The sequence below is a fragment of the Bradyrhizobium sp. Kon10 genome (genome assembly GCF_055807395.1).
This window is the reverse complement of record NZ_JBVVOZ010000004.1, coordinates 1-26,805: the sequence shown is the minus strand read 5'-3', so window position 1 is coordinate 26,805 and position 26,805 is coordinate 1. Positions and strand designations below refer to the sequence as shown.

Annotated in this window: 28 protein-coding genes; 14 read left to right on the top strand and 14 right to left on the bottom strand. The window is 64.4% G+C overall.

Translation table 11 applies throughout. From position 1 onward, the window contains the following. Positions 1–49: 49 nt before the first annotated feature. Together AC0L2O_RS07615 and alr are read left to right on the top strand one after the other, a co-directional pair. Complete coding sequence (locus tag AC0L2O_RS07615) at positions 50–1,555, top strand: replicative DNA helicase (RefSeq protein ID WP_369724286.1); 1,506 nt, start codon at positions 50–52, stop codon at positions 1,553–1,555. A 57-nt stretch (positions 1,556–1,612) separates the two neighbouring features. Next, positions 1,613–2,890, top strand: coding sequence for an alanine racemase (gene alr, locus AC0L2O_RS07610; protein WP_473369286.1), 1,278 nt, complete (start codon positions 1,613–1,615; stop codon positions 2,888–2,890). A 12-nt stretch (positions 2,891–2,902) separates the two neighbouring features. Here alr and AC0L2O_RS07605 read toward each other — a convergent pair whose 3' ends face one another. Beyond that, a complete protein-coding gene (locus AC0L2O_RS07605; protein ID WP_369724288.1) occupies positions 2,903–3,118 on the bottom strand; it encodes a cysteine rich repeat-containing protein in 216 nt (71 codons plus the stop codon). 43 nt (positions 3,119–3,161) lie between these two features. Between AC0L2O_RS07605 and AC0L2O_RS07600 the strand changes: the two genes are divergently transcribed. Next, on the top strand, positions 3,162–3,932 hold the full coding sequence (locus AC0L2O_RS07600; RefSeq protein ID WP_473369285.1) for an exodeoxyribonuclease III: 771 nt from the start codon (positions 3,162–3,164) through the stop codon (positions 3,930–3,932). A gap of 6 nt (positions 3,933–3,938) precedes the next feature. On the opposite strand, the gene AC0L2O_RS07595 is transcribed toward AC0L2O_RS07600, so the two are convergent. Then, complete coding sequence (locus AC0L2O_RS07595) at positions 3,939–4,307, bottom strand: GFA family protein (RefSeq protein WP_473369284.1); 369 nt, start codon at positions 4,305–4,307, stop codon at positions 3,939–3,941. Between the two features lie 290 nt (positions 4,308–4,597). Between AC0L2O_RS07595 and AC0L2O_RS07590 the strand changes: the two genes are divergently transcribed. Then, on the top strand, positions 4,598–5,323 hold the full coding sequence (locus tag AC0L2O_RS07590) for a sulfite exporter TauE/SafE family protein (RefSeq protein ID WP_473369515.1): 726 nt from the start codon (positions 4,598–4,600) through the stop codon (positions 5,321–5,323). Between the two features lie 6 nt (positions 5,324–5,329). Here the strand turns inward: AC0L2O_RS07590 and AC0L2O_RS07585 are convergent, their stop codons facing one another. Both AC0L2O_RS07585 and AC0L2O_RS07580 read right to left on the bottom strand, forming a co-directional pair. After that, positions 5,330–7,399, bottom strand: a complete 2,070-nt coding sequence (locus AC0L2O_RS07585; RefSeq protein ID WP_473369514.1) for a putative bifunctional diguanylate cyclase/phosphodiesterase — start codon at positions 7,397–7,399, stop codon at positions 5,330–5,332. Between the two features lie 16 nt (positions 7,400–7,415). Continuing rightward, positions 7,416–8,573 carry an ABC transporter substrate-binding protein gene (locus AC0L2O_RS07580; RefSeq protein ID WP_473369283.1) on the bottom strand — a complete coding sequence of 386 codons (1,158 nt, stop codon included), beginning with the start codon at positions 8,571–8,573 and terminating at the stop codon, positions 7,416–7,418. Positions 8,574–8,785: 212 nt separating this feature from the next. Between AC0L2O_RS07580 and AC0L2O_RS07575 the strand changes: the two genes are divergently transcribed. Beyond that, positions 8,786–9,010, top strand: a complete 225-nt coding sequence (locus AC0L2O_RS07575; protein ID WP_369724297.1) for a DUF6894 family protein — start codon at positions 8,786–8,788, stop codon at positions 9,008–9,010. A gap of 68 nt (positions 9,011–9,078) precedes the next feature. Then, positions 9,079–9,546 carry a metallophosphoesterase family protein gene (locus AC0L2O_RS07570; protein WP_473369282.1) on the top strand — a complete coding sequence of 156 codons (468 nt, stop codon included), beginning with the start codon at positions 9,079–9,081 and terminating at the stop codon, positions 9,544–9,546. A gap of 576 nt (positions 9,547–10,122) precedes the next feature. Here the strand turns inward: AC0L2O_RS07570 and AC0L2O_RS07565 are convergent. Continuing rightward, positions 10,123–10,305, bottom strand: a complete 183-nt coding sequence (locus AC0L2O_RS07565) for a hypothetical protein (protein ID WP_473369281.1) — start codon at positions 10,303–10,305, stop codon at positions 10,123–10,125. 42 nt (positions 10,306–10,347) lie between these two features. After that, positions 10,348–10,917, bottom strand: a complete 570-nt coding sequence (locus tag AC0L2O_RS07560) for a DUF1236 domain-containing protein (RefSeq protein WP_473369280.1) — start codon at positions 10,915–10,917, stop codon at positions 10,348–10,350. Between the two features lie 181 nt (positions 10,918–11,098). On the opposite strand from AC0L2O_RS07560, the gene AC0L2O_RS07555 reads away from it, so the two are divergent. Next, positions 11,099–11,272: a hypothetical protein gene (locus AC0L2O_RS07555; RefSeq protein ID WP_369724305.1), complete on the top strand. Its 174-nt coding sequence runs from the start codon at positions 11,099–11,101 to the stop codon at positions 11,270–11,272. A gap of 212 nt (positions 11,273–11,484) precedes the next feature. Here AC0L2O_RS07555 and AC0L2O_RS07550 read toward each other — a convergent pair whose 3' ends face one another. Then, a complete protein-coding gene (locus AC0L2O_RS07550) occupies positions 11,485–11,697 on the bottom strand; it encodes a hypothetical protein (RefSeq protein WP_369724307.1) in 213 nt (70 codons plus the stop codon). Positions 11,698–12,000: 303 nt separating this feature from the next. Between AC0L2O_RS07550 and AC0L2O_RS07545 the strand changes: the two genes are divergently transcribed. Both AC0L2O_RS07545 and AC0L2O_RS07540 read left to right on the top strand, forming a co-directional pair. After that, positions 12,001–12,450: a 2Fe-2S iron-sulfur cluster-binding protein gene (locus tag AC0L2O_RS07545; protein WP_473369513.1), complete on the top strand. Its 450-nt coding sequence runs from the start codon at positions 12,001–12,003 to the stop codon at positions 12,448–12,450. A gap of 203 nt (positions 12,451–12,653) precedes the next feature. Then, the gene (locus tag AC0L2O_RS07540; RefSeq protein ID WP_473369279.1) at positions 12,654–13,514 is read left to right on the top strand and encodes an SIR2 family NAD-dependent protein deacylase; all 861 of its coding nucleotides are present in this window, start codon (positions 12,654–12,656) and stop codon (positions 13,512–13,514) included. Between the two features lie 21 nt (positions 13,515–13,535). Here AC0L2O_RS07540 and AC0L2O_RS07535 read toward each other — a convergent pair whose 3' ends face one another. Then, complete coding sequence (locus tag AC0L2O_RS07535; RefSeq protein WP_473369278.1) at positions 13,536–14,264, bottom strand: patatin-like phospholipase family protein; 729 nt, start codon at positions 14,262–14,264, stop codon at positions 13,536–13,538. Positions 14,265–14,457: 193 nt separating this feature from the next. Between AC0L2O_RS07535 and radA the strand changes: the two genes are divergently transcribed. The 5 genes from radA to AC0L2O_RS07510 all read left to right on the top strand — a co-directional run bounded on the left by radA (position 14,458) and on the right by AC0L2O_RS07510 (position 20,648). Next, positions 14,458–15,903, top strand: coding sequence for a DNA repair protein RadA (gene radA / locus AC0L2O_RS07530; RefSeq protein WP_409189067.1), 1,446 nt, complete (start codon positions 14,458–14,460; stop codon positions 15,901–15,903). 166 nt (positions 15,904–16,069) lie between these two features. Further along, entirely contained in the window at positions 16,070–16,699 is a 630-nt protein-coding gene (locus AC0L2O_RS07525) for a CvpA family protein (RefSeq protein WP_369726783.1), read from the top strand. Between the two features lie 26 nt (positions 16,700–16,725). Beyond that, entirely contained in the window at positions 16,726–18,249 is a 1,524-nt protein-coding gene (gene purF, locus AC0L2O_RS07520) for an amidophosphoribosyltransferase (RefSeq protein WP_369724314.1), read from the top strand. A 161-nt stretch (positions 18,250–18,410) separates the two neighbouring features. After that, positions 18,411–19,151 (top strand): SDR family NAD(P)-dependent oxidoreductase, encoded by a 741-nt coding sequence (locus AC0L2O_RS07515; RefSeq protein ID WP_473369277.1) that lies wholly within the window; start codon positions 18,411–18,413, stop codon positions 19,149–19,151. A 270-nt stretch (positions 19,152–19,421) separates the two neighbouring features. Next, complete coding sequence (locus AC0L2O_RS07510; RefSeq protein ID WP_473369276.1) at positions 19,422–20,648, top strand: ABC transporter substrate-binding protein; 1,227 nt, start codon at positions 19,422–19,424, stop codon at positions 20,646–20,648. A 189-nt stretch (positions 20,649–20,837) separates the two neighbouring features. Here the strand turns inward: AC0L2O_RS07510 and der are convergent, their stop codons facing one another. The 6 genes from der to AC0L2O_RS07480 form a co-directional block, all read right to left on the bottom strand. Then, the gene (der, locus tag AC0L2O_RS07505) at positions 20,838–22,220 is read right to left on the bottom strand and encodes a ribosome biogenesis GTPase Der (RefSeq protein ID WP_409189069.1); all 1,383 of its coding nucleotides are present in this window, start codon (positions 22,218–22,220) and stop codon (positions 20,838–20,840) included. Positions 22,221–22,270: 50 nt separating this feature from the next. Then, complete coding sequence (locus tag AC0L2O_RS07500; protein WP_473369275.1) at positions 22,271–22,822, bottom strand: hypothetical protein; 552 nt, start codon at positions 22,820–22,822, stop codon at positions 22,271–22,273. A 45-nt stretch (positions 22,823–22,867) separates the two neighbouring features. Further along, the gene (locus AC0L2O_RS07495) at positions 22,868–23,521 is read right to left on the bottom strand and encodes a tetratricopeptide repeat protein (RefSeq protein ID WP_473369274.1); all 654 of its coding nucleotides are present in this window, start codon (positions 23,519–23,521) and stop codon (positions 22,868–22,870) included. Between the two features lie 169 nt (positions 23,522–23,690). Further along, entirely contained in the window at positions 23,691–25,286 is a 1,596-nt protein-coding gene (locus AC0L2O_RS07490; RefSeq protein WP_473369273.1) for a class I adenylate-forming enzyme family protein, read from the bottom strand. Positions 25,287–25,347: 61 nt separating this feature from the next. After that, the gene (locus AC0L2O_RS07485) at positions 25,348–25,932 is read right to left on the bottom strand and encodes an NnrU family protein (RefSeq protein ID WP_473369272.1); all 585 of its coding nucleotides are present in this window, start codon (positions 25,930–25,932) and stop codon (positions 25,348–25,350) included. 71 nt (positions 25,933–26,003) lie between these two features. Next, a complete protein-coding gene (locus AC0L2O_RS07480) occupies positions 26,004–26,585 on the bottom strand; it encodes a hypothetical protein (protein WP_473369271.1) in 582 nt (193 codons plus the stop codon). Positions 26,586–26,805: the final 220 nt, after the last annotated feature.

The window sequence follows — 26,805 nt, the reverse complement described above, 5'->3', positions numbered from 1 at the left end:
TTATCCCGGCCCCGCATCCGCCCAAGAAAATTGCTAAGCAATTCCGACCATGGCCCTGACTGATTCGAACGTTCTCAAACTTGCGCCCGACGCCGGAACTCCCGCGTATCGGAGTGCGCCGCATAATATCGAGGCCGAACAGAGCCTTCTCGGCGCGATCCTGGTCAACAACGACGCCTTCTATCGCGTCTCCGACTTCCTGGAGCCGAAGCATTATTTCGAGCCGCTGCACCAGACCATCTTCGAGACCGCCAGCAGCCTGATCCGGATGGGCAAGATCGCCACGCCCGTCACGCTGAAGACGTTTCTGCCTGCCGATACTGACGTCGGCGGCATGACCATCGGCCAATATCTGGCGCGGCTGGCGGCGGAAGCGACCACCATCATCAACGCCCAGGACTACGGCCGCACCATCTACGATCTGGCGTTGCGGCGTGACCTGATCGGCATCGGCGAGGACATGGTCAATGTGGCGTATGACGCCCCGGTCGATTTCGCGCCGCGAGCGCAGATCGAGGACGCCGAGCGCCGGCTCTACGAGCTCGCCGAGTCCGGCCGCTATGACGGCGGCTTCCAGAAATTCTCGCAGGCGCTGACGCTCGCGGTCGATCTCGCGGCAAAAGCGTTCCAGCGCGACGGAAAGCTGTCCGGCATTTCCACCGGTCTGCGCGACCTCGACACCAAGATGGGCGGCTTGCAGCAGTCGGACCTCATCATCGTGGCGGGACGTCCCGGCATGGGCAAGACCTCGCTTGCGACCAACATCGCCTACAACGTCGCCCAGGCCTACGTGCCCGAAGTCCAGGCGGACGGCACAACCAAGGCCGCCAATGGCGGCGTCATCGGCTTCTTCTCCTGCGAAATGTCGGCCGACCAGCTTGCCACGCGTATCGTGGCCGAGCGCACCGGCATTCCCTCCTCCAATATCCGCCGTGGCGGCATCTCGGAGGCCGACTTCGAGAAGATCCGCCAGGTCTCGATCGAGCTGCAATCGCTTCCCTTCTATGTCGACGAGACCGGCGGCCTCTCGATCGCGCAGCTGATGGCGCGGGCGCGCCGGCTGAAGCGGCAGAAGGGCCTCGATCTCATCGTCATCGACTACATCCAGCTGCTGTCCGGCTCGGGCAAGCGGAGCGAAAACCGGGTGCAGGAAATCACGGAGATCACGACCAGCCTGAAGGCGCTGGCGAAGGAGCTCAGCGTTCCCATCATCGCGCTGTCACAGCTCTCGCGTCAGGTCGAATCCCGCGAGGACAAGCGGCCGCAGCTCTCGGACCTGCGCGAATCCGGTTCGATCGAGCAGGACGCCGACGTCGTGCTGTTCGTTTACCGCGAAGAGTACTACCTGGCCATGAAACAGCCGAACCCCGGCACAGAAGAGCATCACAAGTGGCAGCAGGAGATGGATCGCGCGCTGGGTAAGGCCGAAGTCATCATCGGCAAACAGCGTCATGGCCCAACCGGCACTGTTGCCCTGCAGTTCGATTCCATGGTCACCCGTTTCGGCGACCTCGCCGAGGGCAGCCATTTGCCGGACCGCGGCAGCGACTACTAGGGTTTCTGCCGAGTTCCGTGGGTTGAACCGCGCCGGTCTCTTGCGTAAAACGGCGCCATGACAATGGCGTCCGACCCGAAAATGATCCCGCAATCCGGCCTTCTTTCCGCGGAAGCCAATCAGGCTGCCGCGCTCGCCGCCTATGGCGGGGTGCTCACAGTCGATCTCGACGCCATCATGGCCAACTGGCGCAAGCTCGAGAAGACCGCGGTGCCGGCCGAATGTTCGGCGGTGATCAAGGCCGATGCCTATGGCTGCGGCGCCGGGCAAGTCGCCCATGCGCTGAACAAGGCCGGCTGCAAGACCTTCTTCGTCGCCACCATCGAGGAAGCGCGCACGGCGCGCGCGTCGGTGCCGGAGGCTACGATCTACGTGCTCGGCGGCTATTTCCAGAACACCGGCGAGCACTACGCCAAAATCAACTGCCGTCCCGTGATCGGCGATCTCAATGAACTCGCCGAATGGGACGTGTTCTGCCGCCGCACCGGCTGGTCCGGCGGCGCCGCGATCCACATCGACACCGGCATGAACCGGCTCGGACTGACGCTTGCGGAAGCGCAGGCCATCATCCCCCGCATCAATGCCGGCGATCACGGCATCACGCTGGTCATGAGCCATCTGGTCTCGGCCGAGCAGCTCAACAGCCCCGTGAACGCCAGACAGCTCGCCGCCTTCCGTGGCATCGCCAGCGAATTTTCCGGCGTGCCGGCGTCGCTGGCCAATTCGTCCGGCATCTTCCTGGGCGCGCCGTTCCAGTTCGATCTGGTGCGGCCTGGCGCCGCGCTCTACGGCGTCAACCCGACGCCGGAATCCGACAATCCGATGCAGCCGGTGGTCGACCTCAAGGCGCGCATCGTGCAGGTCCGCAATGTCGAGCGCGGCGAGAGCGTCGGCTATGGCGGCACCTGGACCGCGCGGCGGCCGACCAAGCTTGCCATCATCGCGGTCGGCTATGCCGACGGCTACTTCCGCGCCGCCAGCTCCAATGACGGCACCCGCGGTGCCGAGGTGATCGTCGCCGGCAAGCGTTGCCCGGTCGCGGGCCGCGTGTCCATGGACCTGATCGCGATCGACATCACCGATCTGCCGCCCAACGCGGCGCGACGCGGCCATCTGGTGACACTGCTCGGCGACGGCATCACCGTCGACGAGCTCGCGCATCATTTCGGCACCATCGGCTATGAGGTGCTGACCAGCCTCGGCCGCCGCTATGCCCGCATCTACAAGGGCGGCAACGCGGTCGAACCGCTGGCGCGGCCGGTCCAAGCCGCAGAGCAGCCGCCCTCCCCGCCGGCGGTCGAGCAACCGACGGGCCCGCCGCGGCTGCCGAACTGAGCTGTCGGGTACCTACTTCTTCTTCCTGTTGTCCAGCGCCGTCTTGCAGCTCGCGCTGAGCTGATCGCGCTTGCCGTTCAGGCAGGCGACGATGCCGCCGCCCGGCGCGATGCCGGCGCAGAATTTGTCATAGTCCGCCTTGCACGCACCGCGCGGATCGGACGATTGTGCCGACGCAACCCCGGAGAACGCGACGACGAGGATAGCGGCAAAGCTCAACTTGGACATTTTATCTCCGGTGGTCGAAACGTCAGAACCGAATCAGCTCTACATGAAGATTGCGACATTCAACATCAACAACATCAACCGCCGCCTGCCCAATCTGCTGGCATGGCTGCGCGCGGCAAAGCCCGATGTCGTTGCGCTTCAGGAGTTGAAGGCAAGTGATGGCGAATTTCCGGCGGCCGCGCTCGAAAAGGCCGGCTATGGCGCCGTCTGGCGCGGGCAGAAGACCTGGAACGGCGTCGCCATCCTCGCCCGCAACGCCGAGCCCCTGCTGACCCGCGACCGGTTGCCGGGAAGGCCCGATGATCACGAGGCGCGCTATCTCGAGGCCGCGGTGCGCGGTGTCATCGTCACCAGCATCTATCTGCCGAATGGCAATCCGCAGCCGGGGCCGAAATTCGACTACAAGCTCGATTGGTTTGCACGGCTGAAGCGCCATACCAAAACGCTCGTCAAGCAGGATCTGCCCGTGGTGCTCGCCGGCGATTACAACGTGGCGCCGACGGCGATCGACATCTATCCGACGCGCTCATGGGACAAGGACGCCTTGATCCAGCCGAAGAGCCGCGCCGCGTTTGCCTCGCTGGTCGCGCAAGGCTGGTGTGACGCGATCCGCGAGCTGCATCCGGAGCAGCGCATCTACACCTTCTGGGACTACAAGCGAAACCGCTGGCCGCGCGATGCGGGCCTGCGGCTCGATCACCTCCTGCTCAGCCCCGCCCTCGTCCCGCGCCTGGCCAAAGCCGGCGTGGACAAACAAATCCGCGGCGAGGATGGCGCAAGCGATCACGCGCCGGCGTGGGTGGTGCTGCGGTGACGACGCTCACCACAAATTCTTGCCGTCGATCACATTCACCGGCACCGCATCCAGATCGAAATCGTCGAACAGCCGCGCATTGACGCCGATCTTGGGATTGTCGAAATCGGGCTTGCCTGTCGACCAATCCGGCGACTCCGAATAGGTGCCGCAGCCGCATTTCGCACAGTAATGATGTTTGACCGTGCGGGTGCCCCATTGATAGGTCGCGACGTTCTCCGGCGGCGACAGCAGGCGAAACTGCGCCGGCGTGTAGTAGGCCCATAGCGCGCCGCGCTTGGCGCAGAGCGAACAGGTGCAGCGCGTCACGCTGGAGGGCGCCTCGGTCGCCTCGAATACCGTTTCACCGCAATGACAGCTTCCCTCGACCGGCATGACCCACTCTCTCCAGTTTTCTCAGGAGGTGGTCATAGCGAGCCCCTGCTGCCAACATGCTGTCAGCAGTGCGCCGCACTCCTGTGCTTTCGATGGATCACGGCCACCGGCGTGCCGGACGGTCCAACCAAAAACGTGAAGAACAACCCCATGCACAGTAGACGAGCGTAGTCGGATCAATGGCTTGCGCAGCCTCGCGAATCCGAATTTGACTCGTCGGGCAAAACACCGGCACGATGCCATCATCGAAGAACTGGCCCCTGCTCACTCCCAGCTCACTTCCTGCTCCCTTGGCCTTCCTGTTCGTCCTCGCCGTCGGCCTCGTCGCCGGCACCATCTCAGGCATCGTCGGCACGGGCTCGTCGATCATGCTGATGCCGGTGCTGGTCTACGCCTATGGGCCGAAGGAGGCCGTGCCGATCATGGCGGTCGCCTCCGTCATGGCGAATTTTTCCAGGATTCTGGCGTGGTGGCGCGAGGTCGACTGGCGGGCCTGCGCGGCCTATTCGATCACGGGTATTCCAGCCGCGGTCCTCGGCGCGCGCACGCTGCTGGCGCTGCCCTCGCACGCGGTCGATCTCGCCATCGGCATCTTTCTGATCGCGATGGTGCCGGTCCGGCACTGGCTCGCCCGGCATGACCTCAAGGCCAATCTCTGGCACCTCGCCATCGGCGGGGCGGTGATCGGCTATCTCACCGGGATCGTGGTCTCGACCGGTCCGCTCAGCGTTCCGCTATTCCTGTTCTACGGCCTGAGCAAGGGCGCCTTTCTCGCGACCGAGGCCGCCTCCTCGCTCGGCCTCTACGTCGCCAAATCCGTGACGTTCGAGCGCTTCGGCGCGCTGACGCAGGATGTCTTCATCAAGGGCCTGGTCGCCGGCTCGTCGCTGATGGCCGGCGCCTTCATCGCCAAACGCTTCGTCCTGCACCTCAAGCCGGAGATGTTCCGTCTGGTGATGGACGCGATCATGATCGCAGCCGGGCTCTCGATGCTCTGGAACGCGATGCAGCCATAGCCGCGCTCAGACGGCGAATTCAGGCACGATCGAGGGGCTGTCGGCGACGAGGCGCGCCGTTTCGGTGATTGTCTCGGTCTTCCCGGACATCGCCTGCCCCGCGAGCCATTGCAGCACGGCATCAATCGGCTGCGGCCTGTGATAGAGAAAGCCCTGGCCGAACTTGACGCCCATCTCGCGCATAGCCCGCGCCTGCTCAGCCCGTTCGATACCTTCGGCGACCAAAGTGAGCCCAAGCGTGTCCGCGAGCGATGCGATCACCCCAACGATCGCGTTGTCCTCGGCGCTTTGCGGTATCTCGCGAATGAAGGCCTTGTCGATCTTGACCTTGTCGATCGGAAAGCGGCGAAGATGGGCGAGCGAGCTGTAGCCGGTGCCGAAATCGTCGAGCGCGATGGTAGCACCGAGGCGCCGCAGCCGTTGCAGCGTCTCGGACGCGGTGGCGATGTTGTTGATCAGCGACCCCTCGGTGATCTCGAGTTCGAGCGACGAGGCCGGGACACCGAAATGCACGCAGGTCTCGCGCAGCGCGGCGGCGAGCGAATGGTCCGCAAGCTCGGACGGCGGCAGATTGATCGCGATCCGGATGTCTGCCTTGCCCGCGGCGGCTAACAGTTGCAGCGCGTTGCAGGCGTCGGTCAGCACGTAGCGCGTCAGCCGCGCGTTGTGGCCGCTGCGCTCGATAAGCGGCAGGAATTCGCCGGGACCGATCACGCCATGCTCGGGATGACGCCAGCGGATCAGCGCCTCCAGGCCGACGACATCCTGGGTGTCGAGATCGACCTGGCTCTGATACCAGACCTCGAACTGCCGCTCGGAAAAGCCGGTGGGAATGGCAAGCTCGAGATCCCTGCGGCGGCGGTAGTCGCGCTGCAGCGCTTCATCCAGCACGGCGACCGTGCCGGGCGCCCTGCTCTTGACATGGTAGAGCGCAATGTCGGCGAGCGCCGGCAAATGTGAAAGCTCGGGATCGTCGACGTGGCGCACGGCTACGCCGATGCTGGCGCGCGGGGCGATCTGCTTGTCGTGCAGCCGGATCGGCTCGGAGATGGCATCCAGCAATCGCTTTGCAAAGGCCTGTGCGGCGGCCTCGTCGCTGACCTCAGGTCGAATGACCACGAATTCATCGCCCCCGAGCCTTGCGACCCAATCCCCTGGTTCGACTGCGCCGCGAAGCCGTTCGGAAATGCAGACCAGGAACTTGTCCCCGGCATCATGCCCGAAAGTGTCGTTGATGCCCTTGAAGTCGTCGAGATCGATGAAGCAGAACGCGACCAGGGCGTCGGACGAACCGGCGTCCCGGTTCTCGAGGGCGAGGCGCTCGGTCAGGGAGCGTCGATTGGGCAGTCCGGTGAGCGGATCATGCGAGGCCATGTGCCCGAGCCGGTCGAGCGCCTCTGATGTCGTGTGCTGCATGGCGTTGAAGGCGCGCGCGAGCTGACCGAATTCGTTCGACGATCTGATGTCCGCAGGATAGGCGCGGCCGTCCTGCTTGCTGCGCTGGATCGCCGACATCATGACCGCCAGCGGCCTGCCGATGAAGATGTTGGCCGAGATCCGCATCGCGACCACGGTCGCAAGCGTTCCGAGCAGGCCCACGGCCAGGAGCAGCATGAGCCGGCCTCCCGTGCCCGCGTAAAGCGTGGCGTGGGAGTAGGCGATCGCGATGCGGCCGGCCTGAACCGCCATATTGCCGTTGCTGTAATTGATCGGACGCGAGACCTCCGCGACAGCCTGCCCCGCCGGTGCTGCCGCCATGCGGGCAATCGCAACACCGGTGTCGTCATAGACCACCGCCGCGACGATCGTCTCGTCATGCATGATCTCGTTGAGCACGCTGGTGACCTGGTCGTAACGCAGTTTCCAGAGCGGCTCGGCGATCAGTTCGGCGCCGCTGTCGGCGACGCGGACAATGTGGGCGTCGAGCTGCCTGATCTGCGACCAGAAGCTGGAGACTTCCACACCCGCCGAGGCCAGCAACTGCACCAGCAGCAACACCGGGACGGTCGCGCAGATCATCGCGTGGACGACCGGGCGCGAACGCGCCGCCTGCCGATTGCGATCCGGCTCGGTCATACCGTCACCATCCGCGTCAATCACTGGCGCCATCCGGGGCCGACAGCGAAGAAACGAGCGCATCGACCGAGAAATCATAGCGGCCGCATGCTCCGGCCTTCGCCCTGAAGCGAGCGAAGTCGATCCGGTCGAAGGCACGCCTCTCGATGAGGTCGGCGACCGAAGCAAGATTGTCGCGCGTGATTGCGGACGTCTTGAGCTCGACGTGGGACGAACTGGCTGCGAAATCGCAGCCGTCGACATAGTCGCGCAAAAGAACGATGGACCAGCCGCCGAGCAGGAAGTGGCCTCCGTCGGTCAAAAGCAGACGGCCTGCCCTGATCTCGCGCAGCGCATCTTCCGACCAGTTGAGGCCGACAACCTGAATGTCCTGACCCGGCGCGAGGCCTGCGGCCGCGACGGCCTTGAGCGCTCCCAGCGCCATAGGATCGTTTCCGGCCCATATTCCTGCAGGACGAATCCCCTTGCGCGAGGCCCAGCCCAGATAATTCGCCGTCACCTGCTCGGCTTCGGATTGTGTCCAGTTTGCAAACAGCATCCGGTCCACCACCACATCTGGGGCGGCCGCCACCGCAAGCTGAAGACCGGCATTGCGGGCAATCGAGGCCGGCGTGGTCTCGTCGCCGCCAATGCCGAGAATGTGGATCTTGCCGTCCGGGCTCTGCCATTTTTCGGAGCGCGCGGCGCCGATCAGCGCATTGGCCATTCGTGCGCCCGCGGTCTGCAGATCGGTCGTGATATCGCCGAGCCAGGTCTTCAGCTTTAGACGCGGCGGTCCGAGGCGAGCCGCATCCTCGCCTAGCAGGGTGTTCGATAGCAGCAGCGTCTTGACGCCGGCAGCCTCGGCCGCCTCGAGGATCGGGACGGCAGCCGATTCCTCGTTCGACAGGATGAGGACGTCGGGCTTGTCGCTGCGTGCGACCACGCCGAGCCCGAGCTCCTGCATGGTGCGGTAATTGCGCTCGCTGGTGAGCACCTCGACATGCACGCTGAGCTTGCGGCCGGCGGCCTGCATGGTCTGCGCGACCATGTCCCAGTAGACCTCGCCGGTCTTGCCTGGATTGACGAAGACGACGTTGAGGGGTTTTGCATCAGCCGCGAGGGCGCCGCCGGTCGGCGTGAGCAGGCCGCAGGCCATTCCCATGGCGAGCAATATCCGCAAAACTACCGTCATTCTTTTCGCGATCCCTTTGTCGGTTCCGAAACTGGACCCGGGTCCGCTAACATTTCGCAAAGTCCGGTGCGGCGCGGCGGCATAGAGCTAACAAAGGATGTATCGGCCGGTATGATGCTCTGGAATACGTCTCAAAGCCTGTGGGTCCACCGCGAGAGTCCCGTGCCGGAACGAACTCCTGAGACCGCGCGTTCCCCGAGGAAACCTCGAGGATGGACGTGCCACGCTATCATTTCGATCTGGTGGATTCGAGAACCGTGACCGACGAAGGCGGCTCGGAGCTGCCGGACGACATTCAGGCTTTGGACGTTGCCGAAGTCATTGCCAGGCGACTGCTTGCCGAGCGGCCCGAGCTCAAGGGCCGCAACTTCTCCATTCTGATCACGAACCAGGAGGGTGAGGAGATCGGAAAGGTGCCACTGGATGTGCTGCACTGAAGCGTTGCAGTAGAGTCTTTTACACTCGAATCTTGCAGCAGACCCTCGCAGTGGAGTTTCGGCCCGACATGTCGTTGAGGATCGGAGTGATCTCGGACACCCACGGTCTCCTGAGGCCGGAAGTCGAACATTACCTCGCCGGCGTGTCCCACATCATCCATGCCGGTGATATCGGCACGCCGGACATTCTGGAGCGGCTGCGCCGAATTGCGCCCGTCACGGCGATCAGGGGAAACGTCGATGTCGGCGATTGGGCGAGGCACTATCCTGAAACCGAAACGCTACGCCTTGGCGGCCGCGGCTTCTATCTCCTGCACGATCTCAAGACTCTGGAGATCGATCCGGCCGCGCATGACATTGATGCCGTCATTTCCGGCCACTCGCACCGGGTGCAGATCAAGACGATCAACGGAATACTCTTCCTGAACCCCGGAAGCGCCGGGCCGAGGCGCTTCCATTTGCCGATCACGTTGGCAACGCTCGATCTGGACGAGACCGGCGCTCTGCAGCCCATGATTCATCACCTCGACAGGTGAGAGCGATGGGAATAACCGGCGCAAGCTTGACCATCACCGAGAGGCGTCTCCCCGGGGCCGCCCTACGCATAATCGCTTCGAAAGCTGCCGCCCATCGTGAGCAGATGCCGCAAGCGAAGTCAGGCCATGTCCAGTTCTCCAGCCATCAGAGCATCGTGAAATCAGGATTTGACTGCTCGCCACGGCGAAGGTGCTCTCCATCTCCCGCTTGCGGACAGGACTGTCGCATCTGGTTGTTGGCCGGCCTGAGCGCGCGCCTCGTCCTTCGAGACGACCGCTCCGCGGTCTCCTCAGGATGAGGCTAAGCCGCATCGGCGCCCGTTGAAACTGCTACCGCGCGCTCCGCCCTCATCCTGAGGAGCCCGCCAAAGCGGGCGTCTCGAAGGATCGCCCGCAGGGAGCAGTCTCTCAACGCGATCACCCTGCGCTTGCGGGAAGGTTGCATGGGGTGTCTCCGCAATCGAGAAGCCCTGTGTGGAGAGAACCCTCACGTCGCGCTTCGCGCCGACCTCTCCCGCAAGCGGGAGAGGTCGAGCGAGCCCACGGCCAATCGATTCAGCTCAAAGCCATTCCGCTCTAGTGAGTGTTGGACTTCTGCCATCGCTCCAGATCGATCGGCGGGCGCTTGGGATCGATCTGCTCCTTCTCCGGATTGCCGCGCCAGGGCTCGTCCGTCTGCCTGTGCGTCGGCAGATCGTTTTGTTGTCGCGGATCGTCGCGCGGTGTTTCCCGGGGATCGTTTTCAGGCGTCTTCGGCATGGCATTTTCCTCTCTTGAGTGAGGGCACGCGGCGGTTCATGCTTAGCGAACTTCGGCGATAATTCCGGCCACGCGGCGCGAATGTTGATCGACGATGACGAGATCATTCCCGGCGATCAGATATTGGTCGCCCCAGAAGCCGTTCAGCACCTGCGTGACCTCGGGCGGCAGGTCGGCAACCTGGGTCTGGCGCGGCACGGAGGTGCCGATCATCATCTCGAAATTGGGACGATCCATGGTCGGGCCATGCGCCGCTGAGATAATCGAGCGAAGCTGCTGGCGTTGCTGATCGCTGAGATTCACCGCGCTCGCGGTCTGCTGGACATCGCGCGCACGACCGCCGGTCGAATCTTCATTGCCGGCGGGATTGTCTTTGGCGGCTTTGCTGACCCCTTCCCGCTGCGTCGGAACTCCGGTGCCGACCGTCGTCGCCGGTGCCCCCTTGTCCGCTCCTGTCGAGGGGCGGCCGAGGTAATCCGTCGCACCAAACATCTGGGGAACGGCAAACCAGAGAATGAAACCTGCAAACACGACCGCGGCCAGCGCGTATCCCGCCATCATCACCTTGCGAGTGCCGCCTTTCTCGGTTTCGCGGGACAGATCCTTGACCATGAAGAAAAACCCTTGCTGGCAACTGTCTGGCCAACACGGGCGCAAATCGTTCGTTCCACCAATGGTGCGTGTCCCAAGGACATGCGTCAGCGCAGGGAACGACCGTCGCCGCACCTGATTGCTCTCTGTGTGAGGTCGCGACTCTGCATGCGGTCGCGGAAACTCGAAACAGGAGCAAGCCATGTCCAAAATGCCCCCCGTCCCGCCAGAGCAGCGTAGCGACAAGGGCCCGGGATCGGATCCGAAGATCGAGGCGGATGAAAAGGTCCCCGGCCGCGAAAACTTCGACACTCAGGGCCGTCACGGCAACATCAAGCAGAACACGACCAATCAAGGCTACCAGCAGGATCGATGAATGCCGCACAAGAACTCAGACACTGAACGCTTTGGCGGTCCGGGATCTTCCCGGCAGGACCGCAAGCATCCCGAAAAGGGAGGACGCGACCACGAGGTTCCCGCGCCGGGAACGCCGACCAACGATCGAAAGTCACACGTCTCGGGAGGGGGCGGAGAGCGCGATCAGCATCACACGCACAATGATCGCGAGAGAAGCTGAGCCGGACGGTTTCAGGACGCCGGCCTCGCCGGCGTCCAATCGAGATCTTCGTCGCTGCGAGGTTCGGGGTCGGGTGGGCACGGCTCAATCTTGAGGTCGTCCTCAAGCACAGGCTTGTCGCGATCTTCGACCAACCCGGCTTCGTCGGCCTTTTGCAAGGCCTCCTCCTTTGTCACAAAGGTCCGGCTCAGTTTTTCGCGGTCTTTGAACAAGGCGTACGCCATGGCGGCCTCCTCACCCGCTATCCCACTTCGCTGAGATTGCTCAGGATCGCGAGGTGATGCTCAATGTCGGCCGCGAGTCCGAACCCGCCCAAAGCAAGCAAGAACAATCTTCTCAGCATGATGAAGCTCCAATCTGGAGTTCACATGACGCAGCTTTGTGTTGAACGTTCCAATTGCCGCCAGCAAGGCACTCCGATCACATGGTCGGCGCGATCCAGCGGACCCGCAGCTTAACGCAAGTTATTGGCACGCAGCGTGCGTCATGTTCATGGGAACGGCCGCATGCGAGATGGCTTGGTCCACATGGTCGAATTCAGGCTCCCGAAAAACTCCCGCGTCGAAACAGGCAAGATCTGGCCCAAGCCAGACAGCACGTCGTTGCGCGAATTCCAGGTCTATCGCTGGAATCAGGACGATGGCCGCAATCCGCGGCTCGATACCTACTTCGTCGACATGAGCGATTGCGGGCCCATGGTTCTCGATGGCCTGCTCTGGATCAAAAACAACATCGATTCCACCCTCACCTTCAGGCGGTCTTGCCGCGAAGGCGTGTGCGGCTCCTGCTCGATGAACATCGCCGGCCAGAACACGCTGGCCTGTACCAAGTCCATGATGGAGGACTTCCGGAAGGCGAGCCGCTGCGCGTATCGCTGTCACACCATCCTCAATTGCGCGAAGGCTTGTCCGAAAGGCTTGAATCCCGGGGAAGCAATAGCCGGGCTGCGTCTCAAGATGGTCGAGCGGAAGTTCTGACCTGCCTCGAGATCACGCCGCCGGAGGAATGATGGCTGCGGCGCGCGCTTGTCGGCGGAAACCGCGGCCCGCATGGTGCACAAGGCGGAGCTGCGGCGGCTGATCGCCCGCTTCGTCAAGCAGACCGAGAAGAGCGCGTCATCGCCCGCTGACCGAGCGGCATCCCGTTAGGAACCCTCACCTCATCGCGCCATTCAGGTTAGATGGACCAACAGACGACAAGGCTTGCGTACCGGGAGCGTTCGCCCCAGGACATCCTTGCCGCCGCGATATTGCAGCGCCGAGCCATCCTGTTCGTCGGCGCGGGAGTGTCGATGGCGGTCGGCCTGCCATCCTGGCAATCCCTGATCGACCATCTGCTGGATGATCTCTGTCTCGAACGCGACGTCATCGAGGGAATGCATGGCGGCTATCAGACGCTGGCGGAGTATTATCGGCTGAAGCGCGGCGGCATTGGCCCTCTGCGGAGCTGGCTGGACCGCACCTGGCGGGTCGATCCGGACAAGATCGCTGCCTCGAAGCTCCACAAGCTGATCGTCGAGCTGGATTTCCCGATCATTTATACGACGAACTACGACCGCAATCTCGAGACCGCATTCGACGTCCTGGAAAAACCCTACGCCAAGATCAGCAACGCCAAGGAGATTGCGAGCGCCACCGTCGGTGTCACGCACATCATCAAATTTCATGGCGACTTCGACGATGACGCCTCGCTCGTCCTGACCGAGACGGATTTTCTCAACCGGCTCGCATTCAATTCGCCGCTCGATGTCCGCTTTCGCGCCGACGCTCTCGGAAGCACGCTGCTGTTCATCGGCTACAGCATGTCGGATCCGAATATCCGCCTCCTGCTGCACCGTATCTGGCAGACATGGGAGCAATCGGGGCACCGTCAGGACCGGCCACGATCGTTCGCATTCGTGTCTCAGCCCAACCCGGTGCAGGAGGCGGTGTTGGCGAACTGGGGCATCACCACCGTCGGCGCGCCTGAGGGCATGACCGCCGACGAGGGCCTCACACGCTTTCTGCGCGACATCCGCAAGCGTCTCGACGCGAAGGCATAGAGCGAGTCCGCAGGGATAGCGCTAGCGCCGGCGCACGCTGCAGATCCCATCCTTGTCGGGAGCGAGTCCTGCGGCATGCTGCATGTCGAGGAAGCCCGCCTGCCACCTTTGGGCCATCGCGACTTCCGACAGATCAAAGGACTTCTCCGGCCCCGCCTCCTCGGCGCCTGGCCGGTAGCTCAGCAGCCAAATCAGGGCGTCGCGATCAGGGCCCTGCAGCTCGGCGCGCAGCCGGCGGGCTTCGAGGGCGTGACGAAACCGGTGGAAGGTCTGGGAATCGAATAATACGGCGCCGCCGGTTTCGAGATCCGTCGCGCAGATGGTGATGCGGAGATCACCGGCATTGAGGCGTCCGAAGTCGATCAGCTGTTGCAGGCGCTGCCGCGTCGGGCCGAGATCGTAGAGGCCGCCGAAGTGCGGTGCTGGAATCGGCAGCCGAGGATGGAAGAAGCGGGCATGACCCACAAGGCGCGTGTTGATCGAGCTCAACCAGGCCAGCAAATGACGGTTGGTATCGGGCACCGGGGTTGGGCTCGTTGGCCCGTGCCAGTAGCGGCGCAAGTTCCCGATGCGATCGGCCGTGGCACTGCCCGCGACCAGCGCGGCGGTGATGGCCCCGGCCGATGAGCCGGTCACCCAATCGAATGGACCGCCGCCGGACGTGAAGGCCTCGAATGCACCGGCATGATAGACGCCAAGCCCGAGGCCGCCGGAGAAGACAATGGCCGTCAGAAGTTGCTGGTCGACCATAGTCGCCCCGGATCCGGTGTTGGGCGAGTGACAACGGGGAATGGACCACCGCGGCGCGCACAGGCATCACGGTCTTGAACGCCGGATGCGAAGCGACGTTCCCGGGCGCCGGGGGCCCGCAACGCGGATGTCCCCTCGCCCGCGCCATTCCGTGCTATCAGCAGCCCCCGACACCTCGACTCAACTGTCCCCCATGGCCAAGAACACGCTCTCCTTCGTCTGTCAGAACTGCGGCGCGGCCTATAACCGTTGGCAGGGCAAGTGCGAGTCCTGCGGCGAGTGGAACACGCTGGCCGAGGAGGACGCGACCGGCAGCGTGCCGGTCTCGATCCGCTCCAAGCGCAAGGGCCGGACGTTCGCGCTGGAGAGCCTGTCCGGAAAGACCCAGGACGCGCCTCGCTTGTCCTCGGGCATGACCGAGCTCGACCGCGTCACCGGTGGCGGCTTTGTCCGCGGCTCGGTGCTGCTGGTCGGCGGCGATCCCGGCATCGGCAAATCGACGCTGCTCACGCAGGCGACGAGCCTGATGGCGCGCGCCGGACATCGCATCGTCTACATCTCCGGCGAAGAGGCGATCGCGCAAGTGCGGCTGCGCGCCGAACGGCTCGGGCTGTCGGATGCGCCGGTGCAGCTCGCCGCCGAAACCTCGGTGGAGGACATCGTCTCGACGCTGTCGGAAGGCGCAGTGCCGCGGCTGATCGTGATCGACTCGATCCAGACCATGTGGACCGACACGGTGGAATCCGCCCCCGGCACGGTCACGCAGGTGCGCGCCTCGGCGCAGGCGCTGATTCGTTTTGCCAAGAAAACCGGTGCGGCCATCATCCTGGTCGGCCATGTCACCAAGGACGGCCAGATCGCCGGCCCCCGCGTGGTCGAGCACATGGTCGATGCCGTGCTGTCGTTCGAGGGCGAAGGCTCGCAGCAATTCCGCATCCTGCGCGCCGTCAAGAACCGCTTCGGCCCGACCGACGAGATCGGCGTGTTCGAGATGACCGGGCTTGGCCTGCGCGAGGTCACCAACCCGTCCGAGCTGTTCCTGTCGGAGCGCGATCTCGGCACGCCCGGCACCGCCGTGTTCGCGGGTATCGAAGGCACAAGGCCGCTTCTGGTCGAATTGCAGGCGCTGGTGGCGCCAACCTCGCTCGGCACCCCGCGCCGGGCGGTGGTCGGCTGGGATCCGAGCCGGCTGTCGATGGTGCTCGCGGTGCTGGAGGCCCATTGCGGGGTCAAGCTGTCCGGCCACGACGTCTATCTGAACGTCGCGGGCGGCCTGCGCATCCACGAGCCGGCGGCCGACCTCGCCGCGGCGGCCGCACTGGTTTCGTCGCTGGTTAACGCACAGTTACCGACCGATGCGGTCTATTTCGGCGAGATTTCATTGTCCGGCGTGGTCCGCCCGGTGGCGCAGACGCCGGCCCGGCTCAAGGAAGCGGCAAAACTCGGCTTCCAGCGCGCCGTGCTGCCCGAATCGGCCCGGGGCGACGCTGGCGGCGACGCCGGACTCTCGCTCAATGCGATCAACAGCCTGACCACCCTGGTGGCCGAGATCGCCGCGCGCGGCTCCCGCCGGGGCGAGTCGAGCGCTCCGGCAGAGAAAAATGCCACACCGGCAAGATTCCGCCGCGGAGAGGGTTAGCTGGAGGTGACGTCCCGCGCCCCCGCCGCTATACAGCCGTCACAAAAGCAGCACGGGATTGCGTGGTTACGGCCTTGCCGGGAACGCTGTCTGGCCCTCACTTAGGGCGGCGGCCAAGCACCGATTCGCTGAGCACCTTCGACGTACGAGCGGACCAGACCAGCCGATGCCTGTAACACTCCTCGACCTGATCCTGCTCGGTGTGATGCTGATTTCGGGCCTGCTTGCGATGGTCCGCGGCTTCATGCGCGAAATCCTGTCGATCGCGGCCTGGGGCACGGCGGCCATCGTGACGCTGTACTCCTTCTCCAAGCTGCTGCCGACCGCAAAGACCTATTTCAACAACGATACGGTCGCGAGCGTGGTCGTCGTCGCCGGCGTGTTCGTCGGTACCCTGGTCGTGGTCTCCGTGATCACGGTCCGGATCTCGGACATGATCCTGGATTCGCGGATCGGCGCGCTGGACCGCACCCTGGGCTTCCTGTTCGGGCTGGCTCGGGGGCTTCTGATCGTGGTGGTGGCGTTCCTGTTCTTCACCTGGCTGGTGCCGGACAAGCAGCGCCCGGACTGGGTCACGGGGGCCAAATCCCGCGTGGTGCTCCAGGGAACCGGGGATTGGCTGATGTCCCTCTTGCCGGATGACCCCGAGAACACCATCTTGAAGAGATTCAAGAAAAACAAACCAGATGATGATCAAGCTGATACCGAGCAACAGCCCGCGGGCAGTGGCGACGGATACAGCAAACCGGCTCGTGACGGCCTGAAAAAGCTGATCGAGAAACCTGCGGCACGTTAGTCGACCCAGAGAGAGGCGCGGACGAGATGCGACACCCTGACCAGGACGCCCGGCTTGATCTCGATCCAAACGCCCAAGTGAGTCCGGCCGCGCTGGAGCTTCAGGACGACCTGGAGGGAGATACGCTGCGCGAGGAATGCGGCGTCTTCGGCATCTACGGACACCCCGACGCCGCCGCCATCACCGCCCTCGGACTTCACGCGCTTCAGCACCGCGGCCAGGAGGCCGCCGGTATCGTCTCCTACGACGGCAGCCGCTTTCACAGCGAACGCCGCCTCGGCCTCGTCGGCGACACCTTCTCGCGCCGCGAGGTGATCGACCGCCTGCCCGGCAACATGGCGGTGGGCCATGTCCGCTATTCCACCACCGGCGCCACCATCCTGCGCAACGTGCAGCCGCTGTTCGCCGAGCTCAATGCCGGCGGCCTCGCCGTCGCCCATAACGGCAACCTCACCAACGGCCTGACGCTGCGCCGCGAGCTCGTGAAGAGCGGCGCGATGATGCAGTCGACCACCGACACCGAAGTGATCCTGCATCTGGTTGCGCGCTCCCGGCGCAGCCGCTTCATCGAGCGCTATATCGACGCGTTGCGCGAGATCGAAGGCGCCTATGCGCTGGTCTCGCTGACCAACAAGAAGCTGGTCGGCGCGCGCGACCCGCGCGGTATCCGCCCGCTGGTGCTCGGCGATCTCGACGGCTGCCCGATCCTGACGTCCGAGACCTGCGCCCTCGACATCATCGGCGCACGTTTCGTGCGCGACATCGAGCCCGGCGAAGTCATCGTGTTCGACGAGAACGGCCAGGACGTCCACAAGCCGTTCCCGCGGATCGCACCGCGGCCCTGCATCTTCGAGTACATCTATTTCTCCCGTCCGGATTCCATCGTCCACGGCCGCTCCGTCTACGAGGTGCGCAAGGCCTTTGGCGCGCAGCTCGCGCGCGAGAGCCATGTGCCGGTCGACGTCGTCGTGCCGGTGCCGGATTCCGGCGTGCCCGCCGCGGTCGGCTACAGCCAGCATTCCGGCGTGCCGTTCGAGCTCGGCATCATCCGCAATCACTATGTCGGCCGCACCTTCATCCAGCCGACGCAGGCGATCCGCGAATCCGGCGTCCGCATGAAGCATTCGGCCAACCGCGCCGCGATCGAAGGCAAGCGCATCATCCTGATCGACGATTCGCTGGTGCGCGGCACCACTTCGAAGAAGATCGTGCGCATGATGCGCGACGCCGGCGCCAAGGAAGTGCACTTCCGTCTCGCTTCGCCGCCGATCCTCTATCCCGATTATTACGGCATCGACCTGCCCGATCGTGGCGGCCTTCTGGCAGCGACCCATTCGCTGGAAGAGATGCGCGAGATCATCGGCGCGGACTCGCTCGCCTTCCTGTCGATCGACGGCATGTACCGCGCCATGGGCGAGCCCGGCCGCGACCCCGCCAATCCGAAATTCTCGGATCATTGCTTCACCGGCGCCTACCCGACCCACCTCACCGACCAGACCCAGTCCGAGCCGCAGCCGCGGCAGCTGTCGTTGCTGGCGGAGGCGAGCTGACGGCGCAGCCGTCATCCCGGGGCGGTCCAGCAGGACCGAACTATGGTGCGCAATTGCGCACCTGAGGATCTCGAGATTCCGGGTCTGGTGCTTCGCACCATCCCGGAATGACAGTTGTGCGGGGGGCTTGCCCCGGCGGTCCACGCCTGTAAAACCCCGCCATGACATCCCCTCTCGCCAATCGCATCGCTCTCGTCACCGGCGCCTCGCGCGGCATCGGCTTCGCCACGGCAAAGGCGCTGGCGAAAGCCGGCGCGCATATCGTCGCGGTGGCGCGCACGCAAGGCGCGCTCGAGGAGCTCGACGACGAGATCCGGAAAGAGGGCGGCAGTGCCACGCTGGTGCCGCTCAACCTCACCGATTTCGACGGCATCGCGCGGCTCGGCGCCGGCCTGCACGAACGCTACGGCAAGCTCGACATCCTCGTCGGCAATGCCGGCGTGCTCGGCCCCTCGTCTCCGGTCGGCCATATCGAGTTGAAGACCTTCAACGACGTCATGGCCGTCAACGTCTCCGCGAACTTCCAGCTGATCCGCTGCATGGAGCCGCTGCTGAAGCAGTCCGATTCCGGTCGCGCCGTGTTCATCACCTCCGGCGCCGCCAACAAGGCGACGGCCTATGTGAGCCCCTACGCCGCCTCCAAGGCGGCGCTGGAAACGCTGGCGCGCGCCTGGGCACAGGAGACGGCCAACACCAGGCTGCGCGTCAACCTGTTCAATCCCGGCCCGGTCCGCACCCGCATGCGCGCCACCCTGATGCCGGGCGAAGATCCGGCGACGCTGGAGACGCCCGAGCAGGTCGCCGAATTCATCGTGCCGATGTGCGCGCCGGACTGGACCGAGACCGGCAAGTTCTACGACTACAAGACGCGCACGCTGATGAGCTTCCGCGCGCCGGCCTGATTGACTCGACGACTTCCCCGCCAAGGGTAACGTCTATACCGCCGAGGTCGACACCGGAAAGCGGATCCAGAAATTCAAGCTGACGGCGGACGCGCTCAAATAGCGTCTCAACGCATTTTGCCCAAAGGTTAACCCACGGATGACGCCGGGACGCAGCGTCATCCGGCTTTAGGCGCATTGCCGACCCCCGTGGGACACGCTAGAGCCATCAGCCGGAACAAGGCTCCGCAAGAGAGCCGTCCGCATATTTGACAATGGAGGAAACCTTTCATGACGACGACGTTCGCGCGCCGCTATGCGGCCCTTTTGGCCTGCGCCGCTTTCGGTTTTGCCACATCCGCTTACGCCCAGGACAAGACCGTCAAGATCGGCGTACTCAACGACATGTCGAGCCTCTATGCCGATATCGGCGGCCCGAACTCCGTGGTCGCCATCAAGATGGCGGTCGAGGATTCCGGCCTGCTGAAGAAGGGCTGGAAGATCGACGTGCTGAGCGGCGATCACCAGAACAAGCCGGACGTCGGTGTCAACATCGCGCGGCAGTGGATCGACAACGAGAAGGTCGATGCGATCGCGGATACGCCGAACTCTGGCGTCGCACTGGCGGTTAGCAACCTCGTCAAGGAAAAGAATGCGGTGCTACTGAATTCCGGCGCGGCGTCCGCCGATCTGACTGGCAAAGCCTGCACGCCGAACACCGTCTCCTACACCTATGACACCTACATGCTGGCCAACGGCACCGGCAAAGCGCTGACCAAGGCCGGCGGCGACACCTGGTTCTTTCTCACCTCCGACTATGCCTTCGGCCACGCGCTCGAACGCGACACCTCGGCCGTGGTCACCGCCAACGGCGGCAAGGTGCTCGGCAGCGTCAGGCATCCGATCAATACCGCGGACTTCTCGTCCTTCCTGCTCCAGGCGCAATCGTCAAAAGCCAAGGTTGTGGGCCTCGCCAACGCCGGCGGCGACACCACCAACGCGATCAAGCAGGCCTCCGAGTTCGGCATTGTGCAGGGCGGGCAAAAGCTCGCCGCGCTGCTGCTGTTCATCAACGACGTGCATTCGCTGGGCCTGAAGACCGCCCAGGGCCTGACCTTCACGGAGTCCTTCTACTGGGACATGAACGACCAGACCCGCGCCTGGTCGAAGCGCTTCGCGGCGCTGGCCAGCAAGAATGCGATGCCCTCGATGACGCAGGCCGGCAATTACGCGATGGTGATGCATTATCTCAAGGCGATGGAAGCGCTCGGCGGCAACCCGCATGACGGCGCCAAGGTCGTCGCCAAGATGAAGGAGCTGCCGACCGACGACCCGCTGTTCGGCAAGGGCCCGCTGCGCGAGGACGGCCGCCGCCTCATCCCGGCCTATCTGTTCGAAGTGAAGAAGCCGGAAGAATCGAAGGGACCGTGGGACTATTACAAGCTGGTCGCCACCATCCCGGCGGAAGACGCGGCCAAGCCGCTCAAGGACAGCGAGTGTCCGCTGGTGAAGAAGTAAGGGCATAGGTGCCGTAGGGTGGGCAAAGCGTAGCGTGCCCACCGCTTCTTCGGATCATGAAGATGGTGGGCACGGCGCAAGAGCGCCTTTGCCCACCCTACGAGATCGTCTTCGTGGCAGCCAACATCCGCATCGCGATCGCGACACACACCACCATCAACGCCGCCGCGAGCAGGAACGGCGCCGGGCTCACGACGGCCGTTTGCGTTTGTGCGCGAAGGGATTGGCCTTCTCGCGCAAGGTGATGCGCACCGGCGTACCCGGCAGTTCGAAGGCCTCACGCATCGAATTGGTCAGATAGCGCAAATAGGACTGCGGTACCGCGTCCGCGCGCGAGCAGAACAGCACGAAGCTCGGCGGTCGCGCTTTGGTTTGCGTGATGTAGTTCAGCTTGAGGCGGCGGCCGGAGACGGCGGGCGGCGGATTGGCCTGGACCGCTTCCTCGAACCAGCGGTTCAAGGCCGAGGTCGAGACGCGCCTGTTCCAGAGCGCATAGGCGTCCTGGATGGCCTGCATCAGGCGATCGATGCCCTCGCCCATCAAGCCGGAGATGGCGACGATCGGCACGCCCTTGATCTGCGGCAGCAGATGGTCGGCATCGCGGCGCAAGCCGGAGATGGCGCCGCCGCCCTTGCTTTCCATCAGATCCCATTTGTTGACGGCGAGCACGACGGCGCGGCCCTCGCGCTCGATCAGGTCGGCGATGCGCAAATCCTGCTCCTCGAAGCGGTTCTGCGCATCCATCGTCATCACCACGACTTCGGCAAAGCGCACCGCGCGCAACGCGTCGGCGACCGAGAGCTTCTCCAGCTTCTCCTCGATCCGCGACCGCCGGCGCAGGCCGGCGGTGTCGAACACGCGAAACTCGCGACCCTTCCAATTGATCTCGACCGCAATGGAATCGCGCGTGGTGCCGGCTTCCGGGCTCGTCAGCAGCCGCTCCTCGCCGAGCAAATAGTTGATCAGCGTCGACTTGCCGGCATTGGGGCGGCCGACGATGGCAACCCGGATCGGACGCGTGGCGGCCTCTTCCTCCGTCAGCGGCTCGTCGTCCTCGGCCTCGTCCTCGTCGACAGGCTCCGGCATCAGCTTGCTCAGGGCGTCATAGAGCTCACCCATCCCCTCGCCATGCTCGGCCGAGACCTGGATGGGATCGCCGAGACCGAGTGCAAACGCCTCCATCGCGCCGGCGTCGCCGTGCTTGCCCTCGCTCTTGTTGGCCACCAGCAGCACCGGCTTGTTGGCGCGTCGGGCGAAATCGGCAAAGGAGCGATCGGTCGGCGTGAGACCAATGCGGGCATCGATCACGAAGAACAAGGCATCGGCCAGCGCAATCGCGGTCTCGGTCTGCTCCTGCATCCGCGCAGTCAGCGAGCCCTTGGCGCCTTCGTCGAGGCCGGCGGTGTCGATGATGGTGAATTCGAGATCGCCGAGCCTGGCCTCGCCCTCGCGGCGATCGCGGGTGACGCCGGGCAGGTCATCGACCAGCGCGAGCTTCTGTCCGACCAGGCGGTTGAACAGCGTCGACTTGCCGACATTGGGCCGGCCGATAATGGCGATCGTAAAGGACATTGGTCATTCGTGCGCCGTGGAGGTGGCGACTGTCAATTCAGTGAAAAATATCAGCGAGAGAAACTGCCGCTGGGCAACGGTGCGGGGAAAGCCGCCTGCGGCTGCTGTTGCTGGGTGGTCTGAGCCGATTGCGCCGGCTGCTGCGCGGGTTGGTCCGGCGGGGGCGCCGTGGTGCGCTTGCGGACGATCTTCCGCTTCGGTGGCGCTGCGGCAGGCGCGGGCGCTGCCTCTGGCTGGGCCTCGCCGTCGACTTCACCGGCCGGCGCTTCGGCCGGAGCGGCCGCGACCGGCTGTCTGGTCTTCTTCGCCTTGGATTTCGACGATTTGGCCGGTTCAGCGGGCGGCGGCTCCGCGGGCAACGCTGCAACGGCAGGCGCGTTTGGATCCGCCTGCTGCTGGGCGCCCTTGTACATCTCTTTCGGCACGCCCTGCTCGAGCCCCGGCACGCCCTCGGGGAACACCGGCTTGCGCTCGCCAGGCAGCTTCTTCTTGGTGTCGAGGAAGTCCATAAGATCGCTCGGATCGAAGTTCGAGCAGCCGCCCAGGACGCCCGTGAAGGCGATCAGGACGGCGGCTGCGATCAAGCGGGACGTACGGCGCATATCGATATCTCGTCTCAGCTCACTTTGGCTTGGCTTACTTGGCCGTCAGCTCTTGGCGACGGGCGGCAGCAGGGCCTGGAGCGCCTCGGCGCGCGAGCGCAGGCCCGGCGGGGTTTCGCCGTCCTCGGCGATCGCATCGAGCCACTTGTGGGCCGCGGTCATGTCGTTGTTGCGCCAGGCCGACAACGCCAACATCTCGCGGGCGCTGTGGCGGAAGGTCGATTGCGGCGTGGCGGAGGCCTCCAACCGCCGCTGTATCTCACCGTAACCGGCGCTATCGAGCAGCAAGGCAGCCGCGCGAACCTTTGCCAAATCCTGCCACTCGCTGCCGACGCTGCGGTCGGCGGCGATGTCGTCGTAAATCTTGGCCGCAGCCTTGGGATCGCGGGCCGATGCTTCGGCGGCAGCGCGCATCCGCGCCAAAGTGCGGTAGCCGGAGGGGGCCTTGGCGGCGAGATCCGTAAAGGCGGCCTCGGCCTCGGCGTGCTTGTCCTGCTCGGACAGCGCGACGGCCTTCTCGAAGACGGCGCCGGCCTCGGCGGCTTTCTTGGCCTCGAGGTACTGGTAGCCGCGCCAGCCGCCGACGGCGGCCACGATCAGCACCATCAAAGCGATGAAATAGATCGAATATCGGTCCCACAGCCGCTTGAGCTGTTCGCGACGGACTTCCTCGTCGACTTCGTCAAATAATTCAGACACTTAAGATAATCCCATGCCCGGCCGGGAGCGCGCGCCAGATTGTGCGCGTCGAAAACCCGTCCCCACGTGCGGCGGCGATAGCCTATCGATATGGCGGAGGCAAGGCAAAGCAAGCCCGATCAAGGCGTTAACCCAACGCGCGGGACAGGCCGGAGGCCGCCCGCCCCGCTCAGGCCCCCACCACCAGCTCGCGCAGCTGCCGCTTCAGCACCTTGCCATTGGCATTGCGCGGCAGTGGCTCGGCGGTGACGGTCATTGTCTCCGGCACCTTGTAGTCGGACAACCGCTCGGCGCACCAGGCCCGCAAATCGTCGCTGCCGATCTGCGTGCGCGCCACCACCACGGCGTGGACGCGCTCGCCCAGCACCGGGCACGGTTTTGCGATGATCGCGCTCTCGACCACGGCGGGATGACCGGCCAGCACGGATTCGACCTCGGCCGAATAGATTTTCAGGCCACCGCGGTTGATCATGTCCTTCTGCCGGTCGAACACACGAACAAAGCCGTCGACATCGACCGAGCCGAGATCGCCGGAATGCCAGAAGCCGCCGGTGAAACTTTCGGCCGTGGCCTTGGGGTTGTTCCAATAGCCCTTAATGACGGAGGCGCTCTGGATCCAGAGCTCGCCGATCTCGCCGGGCGGCAGCTCGCACCCGACCGCACTCATCGCGATGATCTGCGCGCCGGGACACGGCAGGCCGACACTGTCGATATGGCTCGCCGTCAGCTCGCCCGGCATGATCGTGGACGGCGATGTCGTCTCGGTTGCGCCGTAGCAGTTCGCAAGCTTCAGGCCGGGAATTTTTGCCGTGAGCCTCTCGATGGCCGCGACCGGCATCGGCGCTCCACCGAAGCCGCCGATGCGCCAGCTCGACAGGTCATAATTCTCGAAATCCGGCTGCAGCAGGCAGAGATTGTACATCGCCGGCACCATCACGGTGTAGGTGACGCGCTCGCGCGCGGCGAGCTTGAGATATTCGGCGGCCTTGAACTCCGGCATGATGATCAGCGCGCCGCCGCAGCGGATCATGGTCGTGATGTTGGCGACAACGCCGGTGACGTGGCCGAGCGGCACCGCCGCGATCGAACGGTCCGCCGCGGTCAATTGCAGGCAGGACACGAACACCATCGAGGAATGGACGATGTTGCAATGGGCCAGCATCGCGCCCTTCGGCTTGCCGGTCGTGCCCGAGGTGTAGAGGATCATCGCGGTGTCCTCCTCGCTCGTCTCCACCGGCGCTGGCGCCGGTGCATTGTCTGCGAGCACCGCGAAGCTCGAGAGCTGCGGATCGTGATCGACGGCGATGCGGTGGATCACGTCGGGAACATCGCGCGCATCGGGCAGCCGCTCGGCGAGCGCGGCCTCGTGAATCAGGATCCTGGCGCCGCAATCCGTGAGGACATAGGCGATCTCCGGCTTCTGCTGCCGCGTGCTGAGCAGGACTGTGACGAGGCCCTCATGCGCGGCCGCGAACAGCAGCAGCGGAAATTCAATGCGGTTGCCGAGCAGGATTGCAACGCGGTCACCGCGTTGCAATCCGAGCTTGCGCAGACCCGACGCAATCCGCGCGGCCTGATCCATCGCCTGCCGCCAGCTCAGCCGGATGTTGCCGCAGATCAGCGCCTCGCCATCGGCATTGCGCGCGCAGGCATCTGCGATCATCGCCCAGATGTTCGCGGGCCGGTCGGCGAAGGCCGGCACCACGCGATCGCCAAAGCGCGTCTCGAGCCGCATTGGCGGGATCAGAGATTGTGACCAGTCCATCGGAACGCCCTGAGCTTCTTGTTTTTATCATCTTCCGCGCATGGCGCGCGGCGGTCTCAGCTTAGCTCCCCATCACGGGAACACCAATCACCACGGGATGGAACGCAAACGCCAGCGCCAGATAGGCCACGACGCCGACTGCCACCGCAATCAGGTCGTTGGTCACGCCGCCCACCGGAATCGGCGGGGCGCCGCCATCGGTGCGGTGCTTCAGCGAAATGCGATCATACACCGCCCAGCCCAGGAACGAGCCGAACAGGATGATGGAGCCGAGATCGCCGTTCGCCAGCAGATGCGCCACTGCCCACAGCTTGACGCCGGCCAGCATCGGATGCTTCAGCGTCGCATAGATGCGGCCGCGCAGATATGAGGCGACCACCAGGATGACGGCGGGCAGCATCAGCGCGATCGTGATGTGCTTCATGGCCTTGGGCGGATACCAGACGTCGATCCAACCGGTCGCGCGATAATGCGCAAAGCCCCAGACGATCAGCGCCAGACCTGCCAGAGACACCAGCGCGTAGAGGATCTTGTAGGTCCCCTCGCCCAGCCTTGCGATCGCCTGCGCGCGCGCGTCCCGTTTGGTGGTGAACACATGCGGTGCGAAAAACAGCACGAGCCCAAGGATCATAACCAGCAGACCCACGACGTCCTCCCCTCAACCAGCGCGCCTGCTTATGGCGTATCATTGATTGGCGCCAGGTCGCAACTGAAGCGCTACTTGCCGATCTCGCGATTGTCGACATACCGGATCGCGATCGGCCGCCCGGCGATGGCACCGCCAAGACCGCCGGTGAATTTCAGCGGCAGGCAGGCGTTCAGCGATGAATTGATCGCATTGAGATAGGTGGTTCTCGTCTCGGCGGGCACGCCCGCGGTCACAAAGGTCAGACGCGGTGCGCCGATCAGGCCGCCCGACCTGTTGAAGCTGAAACGCACGGCGATCTGCATGCCCGCGCGCGCATTGTCCGATGGCGGCGACCAGCAGCTGCGCAGCTCGGCGAAGAGGTCGCCGATCGTATCGAGATCGTGAGTCGGCTTTTGGTATTTGACGCGATCGGCCTCCGCTGGCACGCTTTGGATCGTGAGCTGGAGGTTCTGGCCGTAGGGATAGTCGATCTCGGGAATACAGGGACCAGGCTCAAGCGGGCTGCAATAGGACGGCGTGCAGGGCCTGCCATCGAGGACGCTGCACGGCTCGTGCGAAAACGGAATTGGGTTGATTTGTCGCGGCCGCGCATCGGCGGCGATCGTCGAGATCGCCAGCAGGAGGAGGAAAACAAGGATGCCGCGCCACATGACCAGAACGTGGCATCGCAGGAGAAGCCGTCAAGCCCGCAAGCGTTCACATGGTCGCGCGTACACGCGGTGTCGTCGTCCGGCTTGACCGGACGACCCAGTATCCCAGAGCGACCATTGTTGAGCCGGGAAGCCGCGGCGTACTGGGCGGATTCAACCGGTCGTCGCAACAGTTCGTGTATGGCTCATCCGTAGCAATACGTCGAGAGCTTCCGCTGGT

Excerpts from the sequence above, each read along its gene's own strand:
- AC0L2O_RS07615 (WP_369724286.1), top strand. The coding sequence starts at position 50 with ATGGCCCTGACTGATTCGAACGTTCTCAAACTTGCGCCCGACGCCGGA.
- alr (WP_473369286.1), top strand. The coding sequence starts at position 1,613 with ATGACAATGGCGTCCGACCCGAAAATGATCCCGCAATCCGGCCTTCTT.
- AC0L2O_RS07605 (WP_369724288.1), bottom strand. The coding sequence starts at position 3,118 with ATGTCCAAGTTGAGCTTTGCCGCTATCCTCGTCGTCGCGTTCTCCGGG.
- AC0L2O_RS07600 (WP_473369285.1), top strand. The coding sequence starts at position 3,162 with ATGAAGATTGCGACATTCAACATCAACAACATCAACCGCCGCCTGCCC.
- AC0L2O_RS07595 (WP_473369284.1), bottom strand. The coding sequence starts at position 4,307 with ATGCCGGTCGAGGGAAGCTGTCATTGCGGTGAAACGGTATTCGAGGCG.
- AC0L2O_RS07585 (WP_473369514.1), bottom strand. The coding sequence starts at position 7,399 with ATGACCGAGCCGGATCGCAATCGGCAGGCGGCGCGTTCGCGCCCGGTC.
- AC0L2O_RS07580 (WP_473369283.1), bottom strand. The coding sequence starts at position 8,573 with ATGACGGTAGTTTTGCGGATATTGCTCGCCATGGGAATGGCCTGCGGC.
- AC0L2O_RS07575 (WP_369724297.1), top strand. The coding sequence starts at position 8,786 with ATGGACGTGCCACGCTATCATTTCGATCTGGTGGATTCGAGAACCGTG.
- AC0L2O_RS07570 (WP_473369282.1), top strand. The coding sequence starts at position 9,079 with ATGTCGTTGAGGATCGGAGTGATCTCGGACACCCACGGTCTCCTGAGG.
- AC0L2O_RS07565 (WP_473369281.1), bottom strand. The coding sequence starts at position 10,305 with ATGCCGAAGACGCCTGAAAACGATCCCCGGGAAACACCGCGCGACGAT.
- AC0L2O_RS07560 (WP_473369280.1), bottom strand. The coding sequence starts at position 10,917 with ATGGTCAAGGATCTGTCCCGCGAAACCGAGAAAGGCGGCACTCGCAAG.
- AC0L2O_RS07555 (WP_369724305.1), top strand. The coding sequence starts at position 11,099 with ATGTCCAAAATGCCCCCCGTCCCGCCAGAGCAGCGTAGCGACAAGGGC.
- AC0L2O_RS07550 (WP_369724307.1), bottom strand. The coding sequence starts at position 11,697 with ATGGCGTACGCCTTGTTCAAAGACCGCGAAAAACTGAGCCGGACCTTT.
- AC0L2O_RS07545 (WP_473369513.1), top strand. The coding sequence starts at position 12,001 with ATGGTCGAATTCAGGCTCCCGAAAAACTCCCGCGTCGAAACAGGCAAG.
- AC0L2O_RS07540 (WP_473369279.1), top strand. The coding sequence starts at position 12,654 with ATGGACCAACAGACGACAAGGCTTGCGTACCGGGAGCGTTCGCCCCAG.
- AC0L2O_RS07535 (WP_473369278.1), bottom strand. The coding sequence starts at position 14,264 with ATGGTCGACCAGCAACTTCTGACGGCCATTGTCTTCTCCGGCGGCCTC.
- radA (WP_409189067.1), top strand. The coding sequence starts at position 14,458 with ATGGCCAAGAACACGCTCTCCTTCGTCTGTCAGAACTGCGGCGCGGCC.
- AC0L2O_RS07525 (WP_369726783.1), top strand. The coding sequence starts at position 16,070 with ATGCCTGTAACACTCCTCGACCTGATCCTGCTCGGTGTGATGCTGATT.
- purF (WP_369724314.1), top strand. The coding sequence starts at position 16,726 with ATGCGACACCCTGACCAGGACGCCCGGCTTGATCTCGATCCAAACGCC.
- AC0L2O_RS07515 (WP_473369277.1), top strand. The coding sequence starts at position 18,411 with ATGACATCCCCTCTCGCCAATCGCATCGCTCTCGTCACCGGCGCCTCG.
- AC0L2O_RS07510 (WP_473369276.1), top strand. The coding sequence starts at position 19,422 with ATGACGACGACGTTCGCGCGCCGCTATGCGGCCCTTTTGGCCTGCGCC.
- der (WP_409189069.1), bottom strand. The coding sequence starts at position 22,220 with ATGTCCTTTACGATCGCCATTATCGGCCGGCCCAATGTCGGCAAGTCG.
- AC0L2O_RS07500 (WP_473369275.1), bottom strand. The coding sequence starts at position 22,822 with ATGCGCCGTACGTCCCGCTTGATCGCAGCCGCCGTCCTGATCGCCTTC.
- AC0L2O_RS07490 (WP_473369273.1), bottom strand. The coding sequence starts at position 25,286 with ATGGACTGGTCACAATCTCTGATCCCGCCAATGCGGCTCGAGACGCGC.
- AC0L2O_RS07480 (WP_473369271.1), bottom strand. The coding sequence starts at position 26,585 with ATGTGGCGCGGCATCCTTGTTTTCCTCCTCCTGCTGGCGATCTCGACG.